The organism is Candidatus Eisenbacteria bacterium (assembly GCA_005893275.1).
Lineage (GTDB): Bacteria > Eisenbacteria > RBG-16-71-46 > SZUA-252 > SZUA-252 > WS-7.
Genome location: VBOW01000095.1, coordinates 1 through 2,138, shown reverse-complemented (window position 1 = coordinate 2,138; position 2,138 = coordinate 1). Strand labels below are relative to the sequence as shown.

Here is a 2,138-nt window from a genome sequence, read left to right as displayed (position 1 = left end):
GACCGGAAGGTTACCTGCCCAACCGCCCCACTTCCGAAGCGGATCCCGCGTCGACACGCCCGGGCTCCCCGGTGTGCTCCCTGCAAACGTGATGTAGGTCGTTCCGCTCGCGTCGGTCGGAGCATCCGCCGGTATGCAGCGCACGTTTGGGCAGTTCCTTCCACTCGCCGGCCCATTGAGCTGGTCATTCGCAATGATCGAGTCGTCGCCCACGCCGGAGAACCCCTGCACGGGCGTCCCACCATTGAACATCACGCAGACGTCCGCGGCGGGAATATTCGCGATCGGCGAGCCGTCCGATGCCTTCACCACAACCTTCAACCGGGCGTTGTTGGAACGAAGCCCGGTCACGTCATTGTTGGGACACATGATCATCTGATTGATCGCCAACGTACCCTCCGTTGGCGTGGTCACCGAACCAATCTGCGGAACATAGAACGACTGCGTCGGATCCGGCACTCCTGCATAGGAACCGCAAGTACGGCCATCGCAATGCCCAGCTTGGCCACTTTCAACATCATCACACCTCCTACGGTCTCAACTGCTGCGTACTAGCACAGGGATGCAGAGGGCTGCTGCGTACACGAAGGTGGTAGGCGTATTGCCGTGGTGGTAAGAAACACCTCCTTTCGAGCAATCTTTTATGATGGTTTGGCCAAAACTATTTATAAGAGTCCCAAAGGCTTGTTTGTATTCGAGGGCTCTTATTGATTGGGCGCTACCGCACCGTGGTATTGCCTGAACACGATAGATTCTACCACGCACCTAGAGGAAAGTCAAGCACAAGAAAGGCGCTAACAGCCGTCGGGGACTGATTTTTGGTGGGCGAAACAGGGCTCGAACCTGTGACCCCTTGCGTGTAAGGCAAGTGCTCTACCAGCTGAGCTATTCGCCCCCCGTCACTTGGCCAGGATGCCCCACGGGATGAGGACAAGGTAGCCTGTCAAAAGCAGTATGGGCGCGAGGGTTATGGAGCCCTTCGAAAGCGCGATGTATCCGGCCAGGATGACCAGGGCGGCGATGCCGAAAAGAATGTAATTCTTCCTCCCGAAGGGAAGCTCCACGTTCGGGGGTTCGCTCGGGCGTGGCCCGGGCCCCCGGCGCTGCCGGCGCAACTCGGCAGGGGTCGGCATCGGCTCAGTCCTCCTGATCGCGGGTCGGGAGCGGGTCGGCCCGCCGATACCCCCGCGGGTCGATCTCCAACTCGGAGAATCCTAATCCCTTCACAAGCGTGAGGATAGCCTCTTTTTGCGCGGGAACGACAATCCGATCGACATCGGCGGGATCGACCTCGATTCGGGCTTTCCGCCCTTCGTGACGCAGGCGAACGACCCTGAGCCCGAACCGCTCCCTGAGGGCCGCTTCCCCCAGCTCGACCTGCCTCAGCTTCTCCAGGGTAACCTCGGATCCGTGCGGAATCCGCGAGGCCAGGCACGCCGATTGAGGTTTGTCCCAGACTTTGAGCCCGAGCCTGCGCGCGAGCACGCGGACCTCCAGCTTCGAGAGCCCCGCCTCGAGAAGCGGGGCGCGAACCCGGTGACGCTCCGCCGCGACCATCCCCGGCCGCACGTCACCCAGGTCATCGGTAACGGCACCGTAGGCGAGCGTGTCCCAACCTTCCTCGAGTGCGAGGCGCTCGAGCTTCTCGAAAAGCTCGGTCTTGCAGTGGTAGCAGCGGTCGGGTCCGTTCGCGCGGTATTGCCCGCGATCCATCTCCTCGGTCCGAATCACCCGCACCTTGAATCCGCCTTCTCGGGCGAGCGAGAGCGCGGCCTCAAGCTCCCGCTCCGGAAGCGAGGGGCTCTGCGCGATGACGCCCCACGCTCGCTCCCCGAGCACGCGGTGCGCTTCCGCGAGGAGAACCGACGAATCCACTCCCCCCGAGTAGGCGATCAAGACACGGCCTAGCCCATTCAGGATCTCCTCGAGGCGCGCTTGCTTGGCCGGGAGATCCGGCCCGGCCGAGGATTGGGCGCCGGGCTTGGTGAAAAAGGTCGCGGGCACGCCGCTCATTTCTTGGTGACCGCTTTCTTTTGGGTCGTAGCGCGCTTGGTTGCGCCGCTTGGAGCCGACGAGGAGCCGCCGATTCCCTTCTTGGGCGCGCTTACAACCTCGGCGCGTTTGACCGGTGTTTGGGG

General features: G+C 62.4%; 3 protein-coding genes and 1 tRNA gene. All 4 read right to left on the bottom strand.

What is annotated here, in order from left to right:
- Positions 1–390: hypothetical protein (locus tag E6K76_12475; protein TMQ56524.1), on the bottom strand; the 390-nt coding region annotated here is incomplete at its 3' end.
- A gap of 429 nt (positions 391–819) precedes the next feature.
- Positions 820–895, bottom strand: a tRNA-Val gene (locus E6K76_12470).
- A gap of 4 nt (positions 896–899) precedes the next feature.
- Positions 900–1,133, bottom strand: coding sequence for a DUF3098 domain-containing protein (locus tag E6K76_12465; GenBank protein TMQ56523.1), 234 nt, complete (start codon positions 1,131–1,133; stop codon positions 900–902).
- Positions 1,134–1,137: 4 nt separating this feature from the next.
- The gene (larE, locus tag E6K76_12460; protein TMQ56522.1) at positions 1,138–2,013 is read right to left on the bottom strand and encodes an ATP-dependent sacrificial sulfur transferase LarE; all 876 of its coding nucleotides are present in this window, start codon (positions 2,011–2,013) and stop codon (positions 1,138–1,140) included.
- Positions 2,014–2,138: the final 125 nt, after the last annotated feature.

Coding starts and splice junctions, on each gene's coding strand:
- E6K76_12465 (TMQ56523.1), bottom strand. CDS start 1,133: ATGCCGACCCCTGCCGAGTTGCGCCGGCAGCGCCGGGGGCCCGGGCCA.
- larE (TMQ56522.1), bottom strand. CDS start 2,013: ATGAGCGGCGTGCCCGCGACCTTTTTCACCAAGCCCGGCGCCCAATCC.